The organism is Brevundimonas sp. 01N35 (genome assembly GCF_056399785.1).
Window position 1 is genome coordinate 221,770 of record NZ_JBFTRZ010000005.1, and the last position, 20,467, is coordinate 242,236.

Sequence of the window (20,467 nt, forward strand, 5' to 3'; positions counted from 1 at the left end):
GGCAGTGACCGCGCCCAACCGAAGCCGAGACGAACAATGACGACCTTCGCCGATCTGGTTCCTTCGCCCGCTGGCCGTTTCGACGGCATCGACCGCCCCTATACGCCGGAGGACGTTCTGCGCCTGCGCGGCTCGGTGCCGGTCACGCACACCCTGGCGGAGCGCGGCGCCAACCGCCTGTGGGAACTGCTGCACACCGAACCCTTCATCAACGCCTTGGGCGCCGTCACCGGCAATCAGGCGATGCAGATGGTCCGGGCGGGTCTGAAGGCCATCTATCTGTCGGGCTGGCAGGTCGCCGCCGACGCCAACACCGCCGGGGCCATGTATCCTGACCAGTCGCTGTACCCGGCCAACGCCGCGCCGGAACTGTGCCGCCGCATCAACCGCACCCTGCAACGCGCCGACCAGATCGAGCACGCCGAGGCCAAGCCGGGAGAGGGGGCCAAGCGCGACTGGTTCGCCCCCATCGTCGCTGACGCCGAGGCCGGTTTCGGCGGCCCGCTGAACAGCTTCGAGATCATGAAGGCCTTCATCGAGGCGGGCGCTGCCGGCGTTCACTTCGAGGACCAACTGGCGTCGGAGAAGAAGTGCGGCCATCTGGGCGGCAAGGTTCTGATCCCGACCCAGGCCCATATCCGCAACCTGGTCGCCGCCCGTCTGGCCGCCGACGTCATGGGCACGCCGACCATCACGGTCGCCCGCACCGACGCCGAGAGCGCCCAACTGATCACATCGGACATCGACGAGCGCGACCAGCCCTTCATCGACCGCGCAGACCGCACGCCCGAGGGCTTCTTCCGTCTGAAGGAAGGCACGGGTCTGGATCACTGCATCGCGCGTGGCCTTTCCTATGCCAACATTGCTGACCTGCTGTGGTGGGAAACCTCGCACCCGGATCTGGACGACGCCAAGAAGTTCGCCGAGGCGATCCAGAAGGAGCATCCGGGCAAGCTGATGGCCTACAACTGCTCGCCCTCCTTCAACTGGAAGGCCAAGCTGGACGACGCTGCGATCGCCAAGTTCCAGCGCGAGTTGGGCGCCATGGGCTACAAGTTCCAATTCGTGACCCTGGCCGGCTTCCACAGCCTGAACAACGCCATGTTCGAGCTGGCCGACGGCTACCGCGATCGCGGCATGGCGGCCTATTCCGAGTTGCAGCAGCGCGAGTTCTCGAACGAGGCGGCCGGCTACACCGCCACCCGTCACCAGCGCGAAGTCGGCACCGGCTATTTCGATCAGGTCGCCACGGTGATCTCGAACGGCCAGTCCTCGACCACGGCCCTGAAAGACTCCACCGAGACCGCCCAGTTTCACGCCGCCTAGAACGAAATCCAATCAGGAGAGACACTCATGGAACCGCTGACCCGACCCCAGGCCATCATCGACTTCTGTCTGGCGCCGCTGGCGCTGGACGGCGCGACCGAGGCCGAACGCGAGGTCCGCCGCCGGCTGGAGCACGTCATCAGGACCTTCCAGTCCAAGGCCGCCCGAGCGATGAGCGTCGACTTCTCGGCCATGCCGTCGCAGGTCATCAACGAAGCTGCCCACGGCTACGAATGACGGAAAATCCTCAGGCCGCCCGCTCGACGGCCTGAGGCGCGTTCGCCGTCAGTTCCTGCACCGTAGCCAGCAGGGCCTCGACGCTGAACGGTTTGGCCAGATGGCGGTCGGCGCCGGCCTCCAGTCCCGCCGCCACATGTTCGGGCAGGGCGTTGGCGGTCAGCATGACGACGGGGACGCGCGGCGACCCCATGGCGGCTTCATGCAGGCGAATCTCGCGGGTGGCCGTCAACCCGTCCATGACCGGCATCTGCATGTCCATCAGCACCAGATCGAAAGCGGAGGCGCGGCAGGCCTCCACTGCCTGGGCCCCGTCCTCGACCGAGACCAGATCGACCGCCTCCTGATCCAGGATCAGTTCGACCACGCGGCGGTTGGTGGGATGGTCGTCGGCGACCAGGATGCGCAGACGGCGCGCCGTTCCGACCGGCGCCGTTTCGCTGGCATGAACGGTCGTCGGCTCGGGCGCGGCGGGCGTTTCGACCACACGCAGCGGCAGGGTCAGGATGAAGGCCGCGCCGCCGCCGGGCTCGCTTTCGCAGCCCAGTCCGCCGCCCATCATGCCGGCCAGTTCGCGGCAGATCGCCAGCCCCAGTCCAGATCCGCCGAAGCGCCGAGTGATGTCGCCGTCCGCCTGTTCGAAGCGGCTGAACAGCCGATCGCGTGTCTCGGCGTCGAAGCCGATCCCCGTGTCTTGGACCACGAAGCGCAGGCCTTGCGGCCCGGCGTCGACCGTCAGGCTGACGAAGCCCGAGGCGGTGAACTTGACGGCGTTGGACACCAGATTGGTCAGGACCTGCTTCAGGCGGACGGCGTCGCCGTGAATCCACAGGCGCGCCTCGGGCGCGACCTCGATGAAGAACTGCAGCCCCTTGTCGCGGGCGGCGGCGGCATAGAGCTGGGCGGCTTCGTCCACCGCGCGAGCCAGGTCGAACGCTTCCTCGTGCAACTCCAGGCGGCCCGACTCGACGCGCGCCAGATCGAGAATGTCGCTGAGCAGGGTCTGAAGGGTCCGGCTGGAGGCATGGATCAGGTCCAGCATCTCGCGCTGCTGTTCGTCCAGATCGGTGCGGGCCAGGGCCTGGGCCACGCCGATCACGCCGTTCAGCGGGGTGCGGATCTCATGGCTCATATTTGCCAGGAACTGGCTCTTGGCGCGGTTGGCGGCGTCTGCGGCGTCGCGGGCTTCGGCCAGGGCCTGGGCGTCGCGCTTCAGGTCGGTGATGTCGGAGCAGATGGTCACCGTGCCGCCCTCGGCGGTGCGGCGATCCTGCACCCGCAACCAACGGTCGCCGATGTGCTGCTCCATGGCGCCTTGCGGTCGGCGGCGATTGGCCATGCGTTCGGCGATCCAGGCCTGTTCCCGATCTTTCGCGCAGGGATAGAGGCTGGCCTTGACCCCGGCCACGAGGATTTCGTGGAAGGTGACGCCGACCTTGAGAACGGCGGCCACCTCGGGGTTCACTTCGGCGTAGCGGCGGTTCCAGATCGCCAGTCGGTCGTCGGCGTCATAGAAACCCAGGCCATCGGGCATGGCCTCGATGGCCTCGCGGAACTGGCCCAGGGCGCTGTGTCGCGACCACCAGATCGTGCCGGTCAGGAAGGCGGCGGTGATCGCCAGGAACGTGACGCTGACGCCGACCCACAGGGTGATGGTCGTTGCCGGCGCTCCGGCGACCGGCAGGAGAACACCGGGCGAGGGGGTGAGAACCACGGCGCTCATGGCGACCACATGCAGCCAGCAGACGCCCAGCGCTCCCATCAAGGGCGTGATCACGACGCGCCTTATCCCGGCGGGGGGCAGGGCCAGGAAGGGCGTGCAGATCAGGGCCATGCCGCCGCCGACGGCGAGGGCGACCAGGGGCGCGTTCCACGACAGCGTTGCGCCGGATATGCGCAGCGAGGCCATGCCGACGAAATGCATGGCGGCCACGCCGGCGCCGCAGGTCAGCGCCGCCAGCAGCCGCCAGCGCCGCGCTTCGGTCGCGAGCGCCAGAATCGTGGCGGTGAAGGAGGCGATAAGGATGATGGCCAGGGACGCCAAGGTCTCGGTCAGGGCGTACCGGACCGGCGCGCCGACGTCGTAGGCCTGCATGGCGATGAAGTGGGTGGACCAGACGCCTAGTCCCGCGATCAGGGGCACGGCGATCACATAGGGGCGGCGCGAACGTGGGGCCAAACTGCGGGCGCGGTCGAACAGGCTGAGGGCGATCAACAGGCTGAAGATCGAAACTAGGCCGGCGAAAGGCAGGATCCGCCAGTCGTGCTGCTGAACCAGACAGTTCAGGATCGTATTCACGTCCGATGCCCCTCCGCGCCGTTGATGCAAACTGCCGCAAATCGGTGAAGAAAATACGCTATGCGCGGAGTTTGCCGATCGTGCCGGCCCCGCTCGGCCAAGTCGTATCGAACATATCGCCTGTCCGCTGAATAATGAGATAACGCCGATCATCATGCCTTACGAGCACTCGCCTTCGCCGGTCGTCCCTACCGCCTCGTCCCGTCTGTGGACCGCAGGCGCCAGCGGCGGCGTGGCCATTCTGGTGATGTTCGTTCTGGCCGTGATGAAGCCGGAGTTGGCGGGGTGGCTGGCGGCGGGCGCGGCGGCCGTGGCGCTGTCGACCTGGCTGGTGAACCGCCGGCGGCCGGCCGTCTTCAGCGACACCAATTTCGACGTCAGCGGCCCGGTTGATCTGGCTCCGGACGCGGCGCTCCTGGGCGATGTGTTCGAGGCGCTGGGCGATCCCATCCTGATCGTCAGCGGCGGCGAGGCTGACGACATCGCCGGGCGACGAATCGCCTTGGCCAACGCCGCCGCGCGCGAGCTGTTTCGCCTGAACGGCGCCGGCGGCGGCCTGCTGGTCTCGGTGATCCGCGACCCCAAGGTGCTGGAGGCGGTGGACGAGGCCCTGTTCGGCGATATCAGCAGTTCGGTGGACTATGTCGGCGGCGGCGCCCAGGAGCGGCACTGGCGCGCCTTCGTCCGGCCTTTGCCGGCCCGCGACGCCCACGCCTGGGGGGCGGGGGCGCTGGCCCTGGTCGGGCTGCGCGACGAAACCGATGCCAGGCGCATGGAGATGATGCGCGTCGACTTCCTGGCCAACGCCAGCCACGAACTCCGGACGCCGCTGGCCTCGCTGTCGGGCTTTATCGAAACGCTGAAGGGCCACGCCAAGGACGACCCCAAGGCGCGCGACCGTTTCCTCGACATCATGGCCATCCAGGCCGACCGGATGGGGCGACTGGTGGCGGACCTGCTGTCGTTGAGCCGGATCGAGCTGAACGAGCATATCGCGCCGCTGGGACGGGTGGATCTGTCGCGTGCGGCGGCGGATGTGGTGGACGCCGTCAGCGTCATCTCGCGCGAGCGCGGCGTGACCATCAAGGCGGACCTGGGGAAGGGCGGCGCGACTGTCGCCGGGGATCGCGACGAGATCGTCCAGGTGATCCAGAACCTGATCGACAACGCCCTGAAATATTCCAGCAGCGGCGGCGTGGTCGAACTGTCTATCGACCGCGACCGCACGCTGGACGAGGCCATGGCGGCGAGGATGCCGGAAGGCACGCGGCTGTCTCTGGCGACGCCGGACCGCGAGGCGGGCCAGCGTTACGCCGTGGTGACGGTGCGCGATCATGGCCCGGGCATGGCGCGCGAGCACCTGCCGCGCCTGACAGAGCGGTTCTATCGCGTCGAAGGCCAGAAGAGCGGCGAGCGGCAGGGCACGGGGCTGGGTCTGGCCATCGTGCGCCACATCATCATCCGTCACCGCGGCGGCCTGGCGGTGGACAGCGCCCTGGGCCAGGGGGCGATTTTCGCCGCCTGCTTCCCCCTTGCGCCCGCGCGGGAGACGGAACCTGTGGGCGGTCCTGCGACATGAAGGATGGGCGCCGTAACAGAACTGTCACGCGGCCGTCGTAATCCGCACGCCAATCGCGGGCAGTTTCCCGGCCGAAACGCGCCGGACCCGGCACGTTAATGATTCACGCGTGCACGGACCCGGATGATCTGGATTTTCCTGTTACTGCTGATCGCCTTCTCCGGGCTGGCCTATCTGGGCGGGCGCGGCCTTGCGGCGCGTCGCAGTCTGGGCGTCAGGGCGCATTCGCGCCCGGGGCAGCACGGCCTCTACGCCCTGATCTGGGTCGGCGCGCCGGCTTTGGCCGTGCTGATCGCCGCCTCGATCTTCTCCGCGCCGCTGGAGCGCCAGATGGTGGCGGCTGGCGCGCCCGCCAGCGTCACCCAGTTGGAGCCCTTCCGTCGCGAAGCCTTCTTCTCGGACGCTCGCCGCATCGGCGACGGGCTTGAGGCCCAGCAGATCTGGCCCGCCCCCTATGCCGAGGAACTGCCGTCCGAGGGGCGTCGCGCCCACAGCATCTCCAGCGCCCTGAGCTGGGGCGGCGGCGTCGCGGCCCTGATCGCGGCGGTGCTGGGCGGCCTGTTCGTCTTCGTCCGCATCCGGCCCGACCTGCGCGCGCGCAACAAGGTCGAGGGCTGGATCAGCGTCGTCCTGTTCGCCTGTTCGGCGGTGGCGGTGCTGACGACCCTGGGCATCATCTTCTCGCTGGTGTGGGACAGCCTTCGCTTCTTCAACGCGGTGCCGATCACCGAATTCCTGTTCGGGACCAAGTGGAGCCCGCAGATGGCGATCCGGGCCGATCAGATCGGCTCGTCGGGCGCCTTCGGGGCCGTGCCGCTGTTCGCGGGCACCTTCCTGATCATGATGATCGCCATGATGGTGGCGGGCCCCATCGGCCTGTTCTCGGCCATCTATCTGTCGGAATACGCCGGTCGTCGCACCCGCGCCGTGGTCAAACCGCTGCTCGAGGTTCTGGCCGGGGTTCCGACCGTGGTTTACGGCTTCTTCGCCGCCCTGACCGTGGGGCCGGCCTTCCGCGTCTTCTTCAACACCATCGGCGGCGGGCTGGTCGGCGGGCCGCTGGACGGCATCGGCCAATATCTGATGCTGGTGCAGAACCAGATGGCCCTGGTGGCCGGGGCGGTCATGGGCATCATGCTGATCCCCTTCGTCAGCTCCCTGTCCGACGACATCATGAACGCCGTGCCGCAGTCCCTGCGCGACGGTTCCTACGCCATGGGCGCCACCAAGTCCGAGACCGTCAAGCGGGTGCTGCTGCCCGCCGCCCTGCCGGGCATCGCCGGGGCCTTCCTGCTGGCCATCTCGCGCGCCATCGGCGAGACCATGATCGTGACCATGGCCGCCGGTCTGGCCGCCAAGCTGACCCTGAACCCTCTGGATACGGTGACGACGGTCACCGTGCAGATCGTCACCCTGCTGACCGGCGACCAGGAGTTCAACAGCCCCAAGACCCTGGCCGCCTTCGGCCTGGGCCTGACCCTGTTCGTCGTCACCCTGCTGCTCAACATCGTCGCCATGCGCATCGTGCAAGCCTATCGGGAACAGTATGACTGACGCCCCCGTCGATATCGGCGTCCCTGCGACCGCCGTCAGCGCCCGGACCCAGCGTCTGCAGGCCCGGCTGCGCGGGCGCTATGCGCGCGAGACGCGGTTCAAATGGTATGGCCGCGCGGCCATCGGCTTCGCCCTGATCTTCCTGGTGATCCTGCTGGGCAGCATCATCATGCAGGGCCGCACGGCCTTCTACGCCCACAGCGTGACCCTGCCGGTCTATATGGACCCGGCGCGCATCGACCGATCCTATCCGCAGGGCGCCAATTTCGAGCAGATCGTCGCTGAACAGCAACTGCGCCGCCTCGGCATTCAGGACGACGCGCAGGGCTCCAAGGCCGCCGCGATGAAGGCCCTGTTCTCGTCCGAGCTGAAATTCCAGGCCGCGGGCATGATCGCGCGCCAGCCCAGCCTGCTGGGCCAGACCGTGCCGGTCGCGGCGCCGCTGGCGGACAACGCCGACCTCTATCTGAAGGGCGAAATCTCCAAGGCCACGCCCGAGGACCAGCGGCGCATCAGCAATGAGCAGATGGCCTGGCTGGACCGGATGAAGGCCTCCGGCGCCGTGCGCGCCCACTTCAACACCGCCCTGTTCACCAAGGGCGACTCGACCCAGCCGGAACTGGCCGGGGTGCTGGGCGCCGTGGTCGGTTCGGCTCTGATGCTGCTGGTCACGGCCCTGATCGCCATTCCGTGCGGAGTCGGGGCGGCCGTCTGGTTGGAGGAATATTCGCCGCGCAATCGCCTGACCGCGATCATCGAGGTCAATATCAACAACCTCGCCGCCGTGCCGTCGATCGTCTACGGCCTGCTGGGTCTGGCCCTGTTCATCAACTTCCTGCACCTGCCGCGCGCCAGTCCGCTGGTCGGCGGTCTGGTGCTGGCGCTGATGGCCCTGCCGACGGTGATCATCGCCACCCGCTCGTCGCTGAAAGCCGTGCCGCCCTCGATCCGCGAGGCCGCCCTGGCCATGGGGGCCAGCCGCACCCAGACGGTGTTCGGTCACGTCCTGCCCCTGGCCATGCCCGGCGTCATGACCGGTTCGATCATCGCCATGGCGCATGCGCTGGGCGAGACGGCGCCGCTGCTGCTGATCGGCATGATCAGCTTCGTTCCTGGCGTGCCCCACGCCATCGACGAGCCGGTCGGCGCCCTGCCTTCGCTGATCTACATCTGGGAGAACGCCTCGGAGCGGGCGTTCCATGAGCGGACCGCCGCCGCCATCCTTGTGCTCCTCGCCTTCATGATCGTCATGAACGCCGCCGCGATCCTGCTGCGTCGGCGGTTCGAACGCCGGTGGTAGTCCTATGAAGTTCAACATTTTCCGCGCCCCCGACGGTCAGGCCAGCGGTTCCGGCGCCTCTGAGCCCTCGACCCTGTCGACCGCCCCGATCGTCGGCGCCCACGCCTCGGCGCCCATGGGGCCGATCAAGATCGCCGCGCGCGACGTCTCGGTCTTCTATGGCGACAAACAGGCCCTGTTCGACGTCTCGCTGGACATCCCGGATAAGACGGTCACGGCCCTGATCGGCCCGTCGGGTTGCGGCAAGTCGACCTTCCTGCGGACCATGAACCGCATGAACGACACTATTCCGGGCTGCCGCGTCACTGGCCGCATTGAGATGGACGGCGGCGACATCAACGACCGCAAGATCGACCCCGTGCTGCTGCGCGCCCAGGTCGGCATGGTGTTTCAGAAGCCGAACCCCTTCCCCAAGACGATCTATGAGAACGTCGCCTATGGGCCCAAGATCCACGGCCTGGCCTCGTCCAAGGGCGAACTGGACGACATCGTCCAGAAGGCGCTGAAGCGCGCCGGTCTGTGGGAGGAGGTCGCCGACCGCCTGCACTCGCCGGGCACCGGCCTGTCGGGCGGCCAGCAGCAGCGTCTGGTCATCGCCCGCGCCATCGCCGTCGAACCCGAAGTCATCCTGATGGACGAGCCCTGCTCGGCGCTGGACCCGATCGCCACGGCCAAGATCGAGGAACTGATCGACGAACTGCGCGAGCGCTACTGCATCGTCATCGTCACCCACTCGATGGCCCAGGCGGCCCGCGTCTCACAACGCACGGCCTTCTTCCACATGGGCAAGCTGGTCGAGACCGGCGACACCGAAGAGATCTTCACCAATCCGCGCGAGCGTCGCACGCTCGACTACATCACCGGCCGCTTCGGCTAAGGGCGCGAGCATGAACCAGCACACGGTCAAGGCTTACGGCGACGAACTGAACCAGCTGACGGCCGAGGTCGTCCGCATGGGCGGTCTGGCCGAGGCGCAGGTGGCCGACGCCATCGAATCCGTCGCCCGCCGAGACGTGGCCCTGGCCAAGGCGGTGATCGAGCGGGACGCCCGCCTGGACGCCCTGCACCGCGACATCGAGAAGAAGTCGATCCGCCTGATCGCCCTGCGTCAGCCGGTGGCCTCCGACCTGCGCCGCACCCTGGGGGCCATGAAACTGGCCACCGATCTGGAGCGTACGGGCGATCTGGCCAAGAACATCGCCAAGCGCGCGCTGATCCTGGCCGAAGGCGAGCCGATGCAGGTGCTGACCCGTTCGATCGAGCGGATGGGCCGTCTGGTCTCGACCCGTCTGCGCGACGTTCTGGACGCCTATACGGCCTCGGAGCTGGAGCGCGCCCTGTCGGTGTGGAGCACCGATGACGAGGTGGACGAGCACTACAACGCCCTGTTCCGCGAGCTGCTGACCTACATGATGGGCGATGCGCGCACGATCACGGCCTGCACCCATCTGCTGTTCATGGCCAAGAACCTGGAGCGGATCGGCGACCACGCGACCAATATCGCCGAGACGGTCCACTATGAGATCACCGGTGAGGAAATGCTGGGCGAGCGGCCCAAGGCCGTGCCCGCTCCCGGCGAGGACCCATCGCCGACGCCGCATATTTCGACGCCGCCGTCCCTTCCGACGGCCGACTGACCCCTATCGCTGACGACTTCGACCGACCGGAGAGCCTGACGTGCAACCCTATATTCTGGTGATGGAAGACGAGGACGCCCTGGCCACCCTGCTCCAGTACAATCTGGAGAAGGAAGGCTATGACGTCACCGTGGCGGCGGACGGGGAGGAGGGGCTGCTTCAGGTCGACGAGCGCCTGCCTGACCTGGTGCTGCTGGACTGGATGCTGCCCAAGCTGTCGGGCATCGAGGTCTGCCGTCGTCTGCGCGGCCGGGCCGAGACCCGCAACCTGCCGATCATCATGCTGACGGCGCGCGGCGAGGAATCGGACCGCGTGCGCGGCCTCGACACCGGCGCCGACGACTATATGACCAAGCCCTTCTCGATGACTGAGCTGACCGCGCGCATCCGCGCCGTCCTGCGCCGCATCCGTCCGGGCCTGGCCGACGACCGCATCAACCACGCCGACATCGTCATCGACCGCGTCGCCCACCGCGTCCGCCGCGCGGGCAAGGAGGTCCACCTCGGCCCGACCGAGTTCCGCCTGCTGGATCACCTGATGAAGCACCCGGGCCGGGTCTTCAGCCGCGAACAACTGCTGGACGCCGTCTGGGGCTCGGACGTCTATGTCGAGGCGCGCACCGTGGACGTCCACGTCGGCCGCCTGCGCAAGGCCCTGAACGTCGAGGGCACGGTCAACCCGATCCGCACCGTGCGCTCGGCCGGCTATTCGCTGGACCTGAACAGCTAGCGCTCAAGCAGCCGGTAGGCGTTAGCGCCCCTTCAAGTTTTCCTTCTCCCCTTGCGGGAGAAGGTGGGCGCCGGAGGCGCTCGGATGAGGGGGAGGTTTCAGCGTGCTCGACGTTGGCCGACCGTCCGGCCTGATCCGCCCGCCCCCTCATCCGTCATGCTTCGCACGACACCTTCTCCCTCGAGGGGAGAAGGGTTTTTGTCAGCCCGCGATCTCTTGCGGGTCGATCTTGTAGACGGTTGAGCAGTACTCGCACGTCGCGTGGATCATGCCGTCGTCCTCGACCATGTCGGCGCGGTCTTCCGGCGGGAAGGACTGCATCACCGTGACGAGCCGCTCCTTGGAGCAACGGCAGACGGCGGCCAGGGCTTGCGCGCCTTCCAGCCGCACGCCGTCCTCGTGGAACAGACGATACAGCAGGGTCTCGCCGCTGATGGTCGGGTCGATCAGTTCATCGTCGCCCAGGGTGTTGAACAGGGCGCGGGTGCGCTCCCACACCTCCTCGGTCGAACCGCGCGCCTCGTCGCCGGCGATGACCTGGATCATGGCCCCGCCGGCGCGCCACGACGTGCCGGCCTCGGTCGTCACCTCGCCCACGGCCAGGCGCACCTTGGTCGGCACCTGTTCGGACTGGGTGAAATAATGCTCGGCGCACAACGACAGGCTTTCACCCTCGATCGGGGTGATGCCCTGGGTGCGTTCGAAATCCTCGCCCCGGTCGATGGTCATGATGAAGACGCCCTGGCCCAACAGGGTCTGCGCGCCGGGACGGACGAAGCCTTCCGACGCCTGGGCCACCTCTTCGGGATCGAAGCGGCAGAAGCCCCGCAGGGCGCCGTCGGTGCCGTAATCGGCCACGACATAGCGCACCGGGCCGTCGCCCTGGGCCTGGACGATCAGGCGGCCTTCGAACTTCAGCGCCGAGCCGACGATGGCGGCCAGGACGCAGGCCTCGCCCAGCAGGGCGGCGACGGGCTCGGGATAGGCGTGGGCCGACAGAATCTTGTTCACCGCCTCGCCCAGCCGCACCAGGCGGCCGCGCACGGGCCAGCCTTCGATCTGGAAGGCGGCGGCGAAGTCGTCGGTCGAGACGGGGGTCGGCTGTGCGGCGGGCGCGTGATCGGTCACGGCGAAGATCCTGGAAAAGGCGAAACTGTTCGGAAGCGGCGCAACATAGGGAGGCGGCCCCCTCTTGGTAAGAGGCGGCGGGGAACAGGCGTCGCCCGCCTTGCAGCTTGGCCGTTTGTGGCGGAACCTCTTTCGGCCCGGTTCGCTCCTGTCCTGACGACAGTGTTTCGACAAGAAGAGGTTTGATTGCCCATGGTTCGACAGTTCAACGCCGTGGACGAGGTCCGCAGACACCCCGGGATCACCGCCGGCGTGGTCGCCGTGCTGGCGGGCGTGGGCATCGCCGCCCTGCTGCTGAATCAGCGCAGCGGCCCGACCCGCTATGAGCGACTGCGCCAAAGGGCCGATCCGCGCGGCTGGTTCGACGCCGAGGCCCTGCGCCACCGGTTTGACGATATCGCGCGCGGCGTGCGGCACGGCGCGGACGGTCTGGGCCATCGCGCCGCCGAACTGGGCGACTACGCTGGCGAGCGCGCCGGCCGTTTCCGCCATGACGCCCGGGCCCAGGCCGAACACTGGCGCCATCGCTCGCGCAAGAACTCTCGCAAGCCGATGAAACGCTACGCCAAACAGGCTCGGCGCTATGCCGAGGACGCCGGCGACTTCGCTCGCGACCATGCGAAGGAGGGCGGCGCCTTGCTGGCGGTGGCTACCATCGCCGCCGCCATCGGCGCGGCCGCCCTGGAAAGCCGGCGCAAGTGCGATGGATCGCGCGGCTTCGGCAAATTCTGACCCTTGCTGGAATATTCGTGCGGAAAGGGGCGCTTCTGCGCCCCTTTTCATTGCTGCAAGTGCGAAGCTCGGCTAGGTCCCACGCATGACTTCGCCCGTCTTCATCTTCGACTTCGACTCCACCCTGGTGCGTATCGAAACGCTTGAAGCGCTCGCCGACATCGTCCTCTCCGATGCGCCCGATGCGGCGGCCAAGAAGGCCGAGATCGCGGCCCTGACCGATCAGGCCATGTCGGGACAGGTGGATTTCGGCACGGCCCTGCGCCGCCGTCTGGACCTGCTGTCGCTGACTCGCAGCCATATCGAGACCTTGAGCGATCGGATTCTCGACGAGGCCAGCGCCTCGGTGCGGCGCAACGTGGACTTCTTCGAACGTCATGCCGAGCGGGTCTATATCCTGTCGGGCGGCTTCCGCGAGGTGATCGCGCCGCTGGCCGCGCGGCTGGGCGTCGCCGCCGATCATGTGCTGTGCAACGACCTGATCTATGACGCCGACGGCCGGGTCACGGGCGTGGACGACGCCAACCCCCTGTCGCGCGACAACGGCAAGCCTGAGGTCATCAAGGCGCTGAACCTGACCGGACCCGTGGTCATGGTCGGCGACGGCTGGACCGACGCCGAGGTCAAGCTGGCCGGCGCCGCCGACCGCTTCTACGCCTTCACCGAAGTCGTCAGCCGGGCCAAGGTCATCGCGGTCGCCGACGCGGTCGCCGCCTCGCTAGACGAGGTCCTGTTCGCCGAGGGCGTGTCGGGCCGCTGGTCCTATCCGCGCAACCGCATCCGTATGCTGCTGCTGGAAAACATCCATCCCGCCGCCGTCGAACGGCTGGAGGAGGCGGGCTATTCCGTCGAGACCATGAAGGGCGCGCTGGACGAGAATGACCTGATCGAAGCGATCAAGGGCGTGCATGTCCTGGGCATCCGCTCCAAGACCAATGTCAGCGCACGCGTGCTCGAACACGCCGACCGGCTGCTGGCCATCGCCGCCTTCTGCATCGGCACCAACCAGATCGATCTGGACGCCGCGGCGGCGCATGGCGTGGCCGTGTTCAACGCTCCCTATTCCAACACCCGCTCGGTGGTCGAACTGGCCATCGGCCTGACCATCGTCCTGATGCGCGACGTGGCCGACAAGTCGGCGGCCATGCACCGGGGCCAGTGGAACAAGTCCGCCACCGGATCGCGCGAGCTGCGCGGCAAGACCCTGGGCATTGTCGGCTATGGCGCCATCGGCTCGCAGCTGTCGGTTCTGGCCGAGGGCCTGGGGATGAGGGTCATCTTCCACGACCTGTCCGAACGTCTAGCCTTGGGCAACGCCCGGCGGATGCGCTCGCTGGACGCCCTGCTGGCCGAGGCCGACGTGGTCAGCCTGCACGTCGACGGGCGCAAGGACAACGCCGACGTCATCGGGGCGGCCCAGTTCGCCAAAATGAAACCCGGCGCCCTGTTCCTGAACCTGTCGCGTGGACACGTCGTCGACGTCGACGCCCTGGCCGAGGCGCTGAAGTCGGGCCGCATCGCGGGGGCGGCGGTCGATGTCTTCCCCGAGGAACCGCGCACCAACGCCGATCCCTTCGACAGCCCCCTGCGCGGCCTGAAGAACGTCATCCTGACCCCCCACATCGGCGGCTCGACCGAGGAGGCGCAGGAAGCCATCGCCGAGTTCGCGGCCGAGCGGCTGCTGGGTTATCTGAACCGGGGCGATACGACCTTCTGCGTCAACCTGCCGAACGTGCAGTTGGCCGAGGTGTCGCGCGCCCACCGCCTGCTGCACATCCACAAGAACCAGCCGGGCGTTCTGGCCGAATTGAACCGCGCTCTGTCGGCGGCGGGCCTCAACATCCTGGGTCAGCATCTGAAGACGGACGAGCGGACCGGCTATGTCATCACCGACGTGGACCGGGACTATGATCCCGAGGTGCTGAAGATTCTGCGTGACCTGCCGGGCACACTTCGGTTTCGCATGCTTCACTGAACATCGTTCAGTTTCCCTAGCGGCATCTTGCGCCGGCTGAAAAGCGGCGCAGACTGCCGAATAGCGACCGCGCACTGACGGTCGAGGGAGGGAATCGATGTCTCGTCTTCTCCGTGGAGCGGCTCTGGCCGCCCTGACTCTGGCTGCTGCCTCGGCTGCAGGCGCCGCCGGCGCCCAGAGCTACAATCGACTGGTCGTGTTCGGCGACAGCCTGTCGGACAACGGCAATCTGTTCGCCCTGTCGGGGCAGCCGCCGGCGCCCTACTATCAAGGTCGTTTCTCCAACGGACCGGTGTTCACGGAGCTGTTGGGCTTCAACGCCGGACGCTACACCGCCGGCGCGCCCGTGACCGGCAGCGTCAACTACGCCTTCGGCGGCGCGCGGACGGACAGCCAGGCGTCGCCGCCCGGGATGCGCAATCAACTGCTGGCCTATACGGGCGGGGGCGGCAAATTCGGCCGCGGCGACCTGGTCAGCATCCTGGGGGGCGCCAACAACCTCCTGCAGGCCATTCCGTCGGCGGCCGTCTCGGCCAACCCGACAGGCAGTATCACGCCGGTCTCACTGAGCGCGGCGGCCGACATCAATTTCATCGTCAACAGCGTGGCGTCCGCCGGGGCGGGCACGATACTGGTGACCAACCTGCCGCGACTGGGCACGACGCCGCAGTTCAATCAGGGGGCCTCGGCGGCCGCCGCGCCCCTGGCCGATTACGCTGGCACGACCTTCAACGGCGCGCTGCTGACGGGCTTGATGGCCACGGCGGCGGGCCAGCCCAACACCAACATCATCCTGATGGATCTCTACAAGATCAGCGACACCCTGTCGGCGAGCCCTGATCGTTTCGGTCTGACCAACGCCAGGGACATGTGTTTCACCGGGACCAGCGTTTGCGCCAATCCCGACAGCTACCTGTTCTGGGACGGGGTCCACCCCACGGCGGCGGGTCACAGGTTGATCGCGCGTCTGGCCAACGACTACCTCTACTACGGCGACCTCGGCGCGCAGAGCGCCGTGCTGGGCGAGACGGCCTGGCGGCACCGCGAGGACGCCATGGACGGCTCGACCGCCAGCCTGTCGGGGCGCGACGCCTGGACGGCGGGGACTTCGATCTCGGTGGGGGCGTTGGCCGACCGGACCAAGACCGATGCGCGCGGCCCGATCAGCGCGGCGACCTCGACCGGCTACGGCGTGCGGATCGCGCTGGAGTCGGGCACGGAGACGATGCGGTTCGGCTTGGCGGGAAGCTATCGCAACGCCGACGTGGACGCCGGGGCGATGAAGGTCGATCTGGATACGTTCGGTCTCGACCTCTACGGCGGCTGGCGCGCGGGCACCCTGTTCGTCAATGCGGCGGCGGGCGTGGCCCAGGACGATTTCCACGACATCTCGCGCCGGACCTCGCTGGCGCCGATCGTCCACACTGGCTCGAGCCGGGGCGTCAGCACGGGGGCGCGGCTGCAGGGCGGGATGTGGTTCGACATGGGGGGAATCGCCCTGTCACCGCGCGCCGCCGTGGCCTGGATCAACAGCGACGTGGACGGCTTTGTCGAACAGGGCGTCGCGGCCCAGTACGCCTATCAGGACCGCACGGTTCAGGCGACGACGGCCGAGATCGCCCTGCGCGCCGAGGGCGGGATCGACCGCTTCCACTTCTTCGCCGAGGGCGGCTATCGCGACAGCCTGAGCGACGACAGCGACGCCGTGCGCATCGGCATCGCCGGCAATCCGGCGCAGATTCTGGCGCGCGAGGCTGAACTGCCGTTCGGCAGTCAGTTCCTGGCCTCGGCGGGCATCGAGGGCGTGGTGATGGAGCGGCTGAAGGTCAGCATCGGCTACCAGGGCCGCTTCGGCGATCGGGCCACAAGCCATATGGGCGGTGTGCAATTGACCCTGCCGCTGTAGGCCGTTCGACGGCAGGGACCGGGGCCGCGCGGCGACTGTCGCGCGGCTTCTTTCGTTCCGGTTCCATCGGTGCGACCTCGTGTCGCCCCCGCAGCGCCCCATTGGAGTCCCGGTGTGATGGCAAAAGGCGGTCAACCCCGGCCGTCGGCGACTGAGTTTTTCGCCACCCGCGCTGCCTATTTCGCGTGAACATGTCGGCCCCTCCCGCTCGATGAGCGCCAGGAGCTGTAGTTTTAGTATGCGTTTGGTACCCTCGGCCATCAGGCCGTTCGCCCTTCATGTCGGCCAGGCCACCATGCTGGCCGGCGCCGCCGTTCTCGCCATGGCCGCCGCGCCGTTGAACGGCGCCAACCCCGCCCCGGACAAGCTCGAAGACCTGTCCGTTCCCGCCGCGCCGCCGGTCAAGGCCGTGGCCCAGCCGGCCGGGCCGGTGATGCGCAAGGTCGCCTTCGAGGCTCCGGTGAAGGGCTATCGCGTCAACTCGGTTTTCGGCCTGCGCAAGCTGGCGATCGAAGCCAAGGCGCGCGCCCACAAGGGTGTGGACATCGCCGCGCCCAAGGGCACCAGCGTCTATTCGACGGCGGAGGGACGGGTGGTCCGCGCCGGCTTCCAGGCCGGCGGCTACGGCAATTTCATCGAGGTGAAGCACCCGAACGGGATGAGCAGCGTCTATGGCCACCTGAGCCGGATCGACGTGCACACGGGCCAGTCGGTCGCCACGGGCGAGCGCATCGGCCTGGTCGGCTCGACCGGCTATTCCACCGGCCCGCACCTGCATTTCGAGATGCGCCGCAACGGCGGTCAGGTGAACCCGACCAAGGTCATGGGTGAGAGCTTCGACGTGAAGGTCGACGCCCCCGCGAGCTGAGGCTTGCGGTCATCAGGCTTCGTCAATAATGACTAATCCGTAATGTAAAACGCCCTTTCCATAGACGGCGGCGGGCCGCTAGGCTCTCTCCTGACGGTTAAAGGGGGAACGGCATGGCGGCAGCGCTGACGCTGGACGGAATCAGCAAGAGATACGGCGGCTTCCAGGCGGTTTCCGACCTGAGCTTCCAGGTCGAGAAGGGCACGATCTGCGGCTTCCTCGGCCCCAACGGCGCGGGCAAGACCTCGACCCTGCGCATGATCCTGGGGCTTCAGCCGGCCACGTCCGGCCGGATCGAGATCCTCGGCGCTGACGACGGGCGCAAGGTCCGCGACCGGATCGGCTTCCTCCCGGAAGAGCGCGGCCTCTACAAGAAGATGACCCCCGTGGACGCCATCGCCTTCCTCGGCGGGCTGAAGGGCCTGCCCGTCGCTGAGGGCCGCAGGCGCGCCCGCGAGATGCTGGAGCAGATGGGGCTCGGCGACGCCCAGAAGAAGAAGATGAAGGAGTTGTCCAAGGGGATGGCTCAAAAGGTCCAGTTGATCGCCTCGGTCGTGCATCGGCCCGAGTTCGTGATCCTGGACGAGCCCTTCTCCGGCCTCGACCCGATGAACCAGCAGGGACTGGAGGCCATGATCCGCGCCCTGGCCGCCGACGGCGCGACCGTCCTGTTTTCCACCCACGTCATGCAGCACGCCGAGCGGCTGTGCGACAAGGTCGTGCTGCTGGCGCGCGGTAAGAAGGCGTTCGAGGGCACGGTGGACGAGGCGAGGGCGACCTCGCCGCGCTTCCTCGAACTGGAAGGCGCGCTGGACCCGGCGGCCGTCGCGGCCTTGCCGGGCGTGTCCGGCGTCGAGGTGCTGAACGACTACGACGGCGCGCGCACGCTCCGCGCCGGTCTGGCGCAGGGGGCGGGCGGACAGGAGGCTCTGAAGTCGGCCTTCCTGACCGGGCTGGACGTGCGTCGGTTCCAGATCAAGGAGCCGACCCTGCACGACGCCTTCATCGCCCTGACCGGCGACCACCCCGACCAGGACCAGAGCGTCGCCAGAGACGCGGCGCGCGATGCGCCCAAGGCGGAGGCCGCCCGATGAACCGCACCCTTCTGATCGCCCGCCGAGAGTTCATGGCCTACGCCAAGACGGTCGGTTTCTGGCTGTCGCTGCTGGCCTTCCCGCTGTTCGGGGCGCTGGGCGGGGTCATCCCCATCCTGATGAGCCACGCCGAGCCGGTGCGCCAGGTGGCCCTGGTGGACGAGGCGCCGGCCGGGTCCGGCCTGGCCGCCGCCGTGCGTCAGTCGCTGGAGACCGAACAGACGCGCGGCGACATCAGCGCCCTGCGCATGGCCGCCATTCCCGAGGCCGGCGTAGCGGGCGGCGACCGGGTGCGCCAAGTCGCGGAGACCGAGGGCTTCGCCGCCGGGATCGCCGCGCTGAAGCGCGAGGCGCCGCGCGCCGGGGCCGCCTTTGAGACGCCGAAACGCAGCCTGACCCTGGTCGCGCCGCCCGCCGAAATCGTCGCCGCAGCGCCGGGCCAGGCTCGCGACGCCCTGGCCCGGCGCTATCTGACCGACGACGCGCCCGAGGGGCAAAAGCTGAGCGCCGTCGTCTTCCTGACCGAGGCCAACGGCCAGCCCGGCGCCCGCGTCTGGACTGCCCGCGCTACCGACAACGCCGTCGAGGACGCTGTCCGCGACGCCCTGAAGGACGCCAACCGCCGTCAGGTCTTCGCCGCCAGCGGCATCGACCCCGCCGTCGTCGTTCAGACGGATCGCTTCCGTCCTGATCTGTCGGTCTTCTCGCCCAAGGCGGCCTCGGGCGGCGAGGTCTCGTTCCGCGACAAGCTGCCGACCGTGGTCGGCCTGGCGGTCGGCTTCATCCTGTGGTCGCTGATCATCACCGGGGCCTCCATCCTGCTGAACAGCGTGATGGAGGAGAAGGCCAACAAGATCCTGGAAGTCCTGCTGTCCTCGGCCTCGGCGACCGAGATCCTGGCGGGCAAGGTGCTGGGCGTGGCCCTGCTGACGCTGACCGTGCTGCTCGCCTGGGGCGCTCTGGGCGGCGTGGCTCTGGTGGCGGCGGCGCCCGATATGGCGCGCGACATCGGCTCGGTGCTGATGAGCAACGGCCTGCTGATCTATTTCCTGCTGTTCATGGTCGGGGGCTATCTGATGTACGCGGTGCTGTTCGCGGCCATCGGCGCCTTCTGCGAGACGCCGCGCGACGCCCAGACCCTCATGGGGCCGATCATGATGGTTCTGGTGGCGCCGCTGCTGGTCATGCAGATGGCGATCCGCACGCCCGACGCGACGGTGGTCAAGGTGATGAGCCTGATTCCGCCCTTCACCCCCTTCGTCATGGCCGCCCGCGCGCCCAGCGGCCCGCCGCTGATCGAGATCATCGGCGCCCTGATCGGCATGTTCCTGTTCGCGGCCCTGATGGTCTGGGTGGCCGGTCGGGCCTTCCGCGCCGGCGCTCTGTCGGACGTGAAGCTGAACTGGAAGAGTTTCCTCGGCGCCGTGCGCGGCGGACACTGAGGTCTCTCGGGAGAAGGGGGGGGCTGATCTTCCTTCTCCCCTTGCGGGAGAAGGTGGCAGCCCTCGACTTGATCGGGGGCTGACGGATGAGGGGTCTCGCCGCGCTCAAAACCCCCTTGCTTCATCCGCTGTCGCGCAACCCCTCATCCGACCTCGCTCCGCTCGGCCACTCGACGCTCCCATTCTCCCGCTCACCCCGGCGGACGCCGGGGTCCAGCCCTTTGGCTGCAAACGCCGCGGGCGGAGTACTCACTGGATCCCGGCGTCCGCCGGGATGAGCGGAGAAAAGAGACGGCCTTCACAATCAGGCCCTCCAATCCTTGAAAACCGGCGGGATTACGCCTCATCCGCCCCCATCACCTCGCCTCACCCCCAACCTGCGCCATGCTTTCCCTGTCTCGTCGCAAGGGAGGGCTCGCTCGGCCGGCGAACCGAAGCGGCGGCGGGAGCGGAGAGAACGGGGGTCTTGTCGGACTGTTCGTCCTCCGTCGCGCGCGCCGGTCAAGGGAGGACCCAGCGGAAGGCGGCGACGGATCAGGCGGGCGGTTCAGGAGTGAGAGACGAAGCAGGCGCGAACGCGCTTCTTCCTATCGTGGTCTCAAGTAGCCCGAAGGGCGATAGACCACACTCCATTCATGACGCCGCTGGGGCCTAGCGACG

Annotated in this window: 16 protein-coding genes; 14 read left to right on the plus strand and 2 right to left on the minus strand. The window is 68.0% G+C overall.

The genetic code is table 11. The features are described 5' to 3' along the window. Positions 1–36: 36 nt before the first annotated feature. Positions 37–1,326 (plus strand): isocitrate lyase, encoded by a 1,290-nt coding sequence (gene aceA, locus AC1DJ5_RS07400; RefSeq protein WP_477020161.1) that lies wholly within the window; start codon positions 37–39, stop codon positions 1,324–1,326. A gap of 27 nt (positions 1,327–1,353) precedes the next feature. Further along, positions 1,354–1,563, plus strand: coding sequence for a hypothetical protein (locus AC1DJ5_RS07405; RefSeq protein WP_441455427.1), 210 nt, complete (start codon positions 1,354–1,356; stop codon positions 1,561–1,563). 10 nt (positions 1,564–1,573) lie between these two features. Here AC1DJ5_RS07405 and AC1DJ5_RS07410 read toward each other — a convergent pair whose 3' ends face one another. Continuing rightward, entirely contained in the window at positions 1,574–3,862 is a 2,289-nt protein-coding gene (locus AC1DJ5_RS07410; RefSeq protein ID WP_477020162.1) for an ATP-binding protein, read from the minus strand. Between the two features lie 154 nt (positions 3,863–4,016). On the opposite strand from AC1DJ5_RS07410, the gene AC1DJ5_RS07415 reads away from it, so the two are divergent. The 6 genes from AC1DJ5_RS07415 to phoB all read left to right on the plus strand — a co-directional run bounded on the left by AC1DJ5_RS07415 (position 4,017) and on the right by phoB (position 10,662). Then, the gene (locus AC1DJ5_RS07415; RefSeq protein WP_477020163.1) at positions 4,017–5,441 is read left to right on the plus strand and encodes a sensor histidine kinase; all 1,425 of its coding nucleotides are present in this window, start codon (positions 4,017–4,019) and stop codon (positions 5,439–5,441) included. 123 nt (positions 5,442–5,564) lie between these two features. Continuing rightward, the gene (gene pstC, locus AC1DJ5_RS07420; protein ID WP_477020164.1) at positions 5,565–6,995 is read left to right on the plus strand and encodes a phosphate ABC transporter permease subunit PstC; all 1,431 of its coding nucleotides are present in this window, start codon (positions 5,565–5,567) and stop codon (positions 6,993–6,995) included. Further along, positions 6,988–8,295, plus strand: a complete 1,308-nt coding sequence (gene pstA, locus AC1DJ5_RS07425) for a phosphate ABC transporter permease PstA (RefSeq protein ID WP_441455432.1) — start codon at positions 6,988–6,990, stop codon at positions 8,293–8,295. Before pstC ends, pstA begins: the two co-directional genes overlap by 8 nt. A 4-nt stretch (positions 8,296–8,299) precedes the next feature. Further along, complete coding sequence (gene pstB / locus AC1DJ5_RS07430; RefSeq protein ID WP_477020165.1) at positions 8,300–9,172, plus strand: phosphate ABC transporter ATP-binding protein PstB; 873 nt, start codon at positions 8,300–8,302, stop codon at positions 9,170–9,172. Positions 9,173–9,182: 10 nt separating this feature from the next. Further along, complete coding sequence (gene phoU, locus AC1DJ5_RS07435; RefSeq protein WP_441455434.1) at positions 9,183–9,932, plus strand: phosphate signaling complex protein PhoU; 750 nt, start codon at positions 9,183–9,185, stop codon at positions 9,930–9,932. A 40-nt stretch (positions 9,933–9,972) separates the two neighbouring features. Further along, on the plus strand, positions 9,973–10,662 hold the full coding sequence (phoB, locus tag AC1DJ5_RS07440; RefSeq protein ID WP_114817985.1) for a phosphate regulon transcriptional regulator PhoB: 690 nt from the start codon (positions 9,973–9,975) through the stop codon (positions 10,660–10,662). Positions 10,663–10,863: 201 nt separating this feature from the next. Here the strand turns inward: phoB and AC1DJ5_RS07445 are convergent, their stop codons facing one another. Continuing rightward, positions 10,864–11,790: an Hsp33 family molecular chaperone gene (locus AC1DJ5_RS07445; RefSeq protein WP_477020166.1), complete on the minus strand. Its 927-nt coding sequence runs from the start codon at positions 11,788–11,790 to the stop codon at positions 10,864–10,866. Positions 11,791–11,982: 192 nt separating this feature from the next. Between AC1DJ5_RS07445 and AC1DJ5_RS07450 the strand changes: the two genes are divergently transcribed. The 6 genes from AC1DJ5_RS07450 to AC1DJ5_RS07475 all read left to right on the plus strand — a co-directional run bounded on the left by AC1DJ5_RS07450 (position 11,983) and on the right by AC1DJ5_RS07475 (position 19,807). After that, positions 11,983–12,522, plus strand: a complete 540-nt coding sequence (locus AC1DJ5_RS07450) for a hypothetical protein (RefSeq protein ID WP_477020175.1) — start codon at positions 11,983–11,985, stop codon at positions 12,520–12,522. Between the two features lie 85 nt (positions 12,523–12,607). Further along, positions 12,608–14,497 (plus strand): phosphoglycerate dehydrogenase, encoded by a 1,890-nt coding sequence (gene serA, locus AC1DJ5_RS07455; RefSeq protein WP_477020167.1) that lies wholly within the window; start codon positions 12,608–12,610, stop codon positions 14,495–14,497. Positions 14,498–14,594: 97 nt separating this feature from the next. Then, positions 14,595–16,403, plus strand: a complete 1,809-nt coding sequence (locus AC1DJ5_RS07460; RefSeq protein ID WP_477020168.1) for an autotransporter domain-containing protein — start codon at positions 14,595–14,597, stop codon at positions 16,401–16,403. Between the two features lie 238 nt (positions 16,404–16,641). Beyond that, positions 16,642–17,271 carry a M23 family metallopeptidase gene (locus tag AC1DJ5_RS07465; RefSeq protein ID WP_441455438.1) on the plus strand — a complete coding sequence of 210 codons (630 nt, stop codon included), beginning with the start codon at positions 16,642–16,644 and terminating at the stop codon, positions 17,269–17,271. 113 nt (positions 17,272–17,384) lie between these two features. Next, a complete protein-coding gene (locus AC1DJ5_RS07470; protein WP_441455439.1) occupies positions 17,385–18,365 on the plus strand; it encodes an ABC transporter ATP-binding protein in 981 nt (326 codons plus the stop codon). After that, positions 18,362–19,807 carry an ABC transporter permease gene (locus AC1DJ5_RS07475; protein ID WP_441455440.1) on the plus strand — a complete coding sequence of 482 codons (1,446 nt, stop codon included), beginning with the start codon at positions 18,362–18,364 and terminating at the stop codon, positions 19,805–19,807. The genes AC1DJ5_RS07470 and AC1DJ5_RS07475 overlap by 4 nt, the downstream gene beginning before the upstream one ends. Positions 19,808–20,467: the final 660 nt, after the last annotated feature.

Bases quoted from the DNA above. Each gene is read 5' to 3' on its own strand.
- aceA (WP_477020161.1), top strand. From the start codon at position 37: ATGACGACCTTCGCCGATCTGGTTCCTTCGCCCGCTGGCCGTTTCGAC.
- AC1DJ5_RS07405 (WP_441455427.1), top strand. From the start codon at position 1,354: ATGGAACCGCTGACCCGACCCCAGGCCATCATCGACTTCTGTCTGGCG.
- AC1DJ5_RS07415 (WP_477020163.1), top strand. From the start codon at position 4,017: ATGCCTTACGAGCACTCGCCTTCGCCGGTCGTCCCTACCGCCTCGTCC.
- pstC (WP_477020164.1), top strand. From the start codon at position 5,565: ATGATCTGGATTTTCCTGTTACTGCTGATCGCCTTCTCCGGGCTGGCC.
- pstA (WP_441455432.1), top strand. From the start codon at position 6,988: ATGACTGACGCCCCCGTCGATATCGGCGTCCCTGCGACCGCCGTCAGC.
- pstB (WP_477020165.1), top strand. From the start codon at position 8,300: ATGAAGTTCAACATTTTCCGCGCCCCCGACGGTCAGGCCAGCGGTTCC.
- phoU (WP_441455434.1), top strand. From the start codon at position 9,183: ATGAACCAGCACACGGTCAAGGCTTACGGCGACGAACTGAACCAGCTG.
- AC1DJ5_RS07450 (WP_477020175.1), top strand. From the start codon at position 11,983: ATGGTTCGACAGTTCAACGCCGTGGACGAGGTCCGCAGACACCCCGGG.
- serA (WP_477020167.1), top strand. From the start codon at position 12,608: ATGACTTCGCCCGTCTTCATCTTCGACTTCGACTCCACCCTGGTGCGT.
- AC1DJ5_RS07460 (WP_477020168.1), top strand. From the start codon at position 14,595: ATGTCTCGTCTTCTCCGTGGAGCGGCTCTGGCCGCCCTGACTCTGGCT.
- AC1DJ5_RS07465 (WP_441455438.1), top strand. From the start codon at position 16,642: ATGCGTTTGGTACCCTCGGCCATCAGGCCGTTCGCCCTTCATGTCGGC.
- AC1DJ5_RS07470 (WP_441455439.1), top strand. From the start codon at position 17,385: ATGGCGGCAGCGCTGACGCTGGACGGAATCAGCAAGAGATACGGCGGC.
- AC1DJ5_RS07475 (WP_441455440.1), top strand. From the start codon at position 18,362: ATGAACCGCACCCTTCTGATCGCCCGCCGAGAGTTCATGGCCTACGCC.